Annotated in this window: 1 protein-coding gene; it reads right to left on the bottom strand. The window is 46.0% G+C overall.

Annotated features, from left to right (window positions below):
• Positions 1-94: 94 nt before the first annotated feature.
• On the bottom strand, positions 95-915 hold an 821-nt coding region (locus tag WA381_RS20960), incomplete at its 5' end, for a Tn3 family transposase (protein ID WP_336182975.1).

The following is a 915-nucleotide window of genomic DNA, read 5'->3' as shown; positions in this document are numbered from 1 at the left end:
GGGGTTCTAGGGATTTTCCCCTCTAATAAGACATAATCCTCTGTACATGCCGCCAATAGGAGACTGTGGAGGAGTATTACTTTTTATTTATAGCCTAATTATCCACTATTGGCCTCGTAATTTCACTCATATCAGGTAATTTCCCTGTATTGGTGAAGTTATACGTGCCACTTAAGTTGATATTTTGCCATGCAACGGGAGAAACGGCACGAGTGATCGCCGCTTTTTCTTCATCTCCTGTCGCTTCAAAGTGCCCCAGAAGATGGCTCAGTATCGCGGAGTTGAAATAGATGATCGCGTTGGCAATCAATCTTGCGCATTCATTCCAGATAGCGATTTCAGACTCGTTTTTCCCTCGGAATTGATCACCGTTCACCGACGCAATGGCTCTTCTCAGGAAGTGCCATGCTTCTCCCCGGTTCAGGGCTCGTTGCACGTATTGGCGCAAACTGGCATTGTCGATGTAATCCAGTAAATATTGCGCTTTTATCAATCGATTATACTCTGTCAGCGCCTGCAATATCGGGTGTCCAGAAGGGTAACCAGACAGCTTTCTCACCAGCATAGACTGTGTCGTCCGCTTTGTCTGAAGTGACAGAACAATACGCCTGACATCCTGCCATCCCGTTGCAATAACATTATTCCTGATGGGCTTCTTCAAGGTAAGTATGGTGCTACCTTGTTCATTTTCAGTCACCTCAAACAGATCGTTGATGACGCTGTTAAATTGCGCGTATCGCGGTGCAAAACTGTAACCACATAGATCCAGTAAGGCGAAGTTAACGTGATTGACACCGTGCGTATCTGTCGAGAGCACATCTGGTTTGACATCACTGCTGTTGGATTGCAACAGATCATAGATATAGTGTGATTCATGCTCGTTGGAGCCGATTATCCGTGCATTCAGCGCGCTGT

The organism is Alteromonas sp. CH_MED4-4 (assembly GCF_037029575.1).
Lineage (GTDB): Bacteria > Pseudomonadota > Gammaproteobacteria > Enterobacterales > Alteromonadaceae > Alteromonas > Alteromonas macleodii.
Note: the sequence above shows the minus strand (reverse complement) of the source record. Positions and strands in the feature narration are given on the sequence as shown.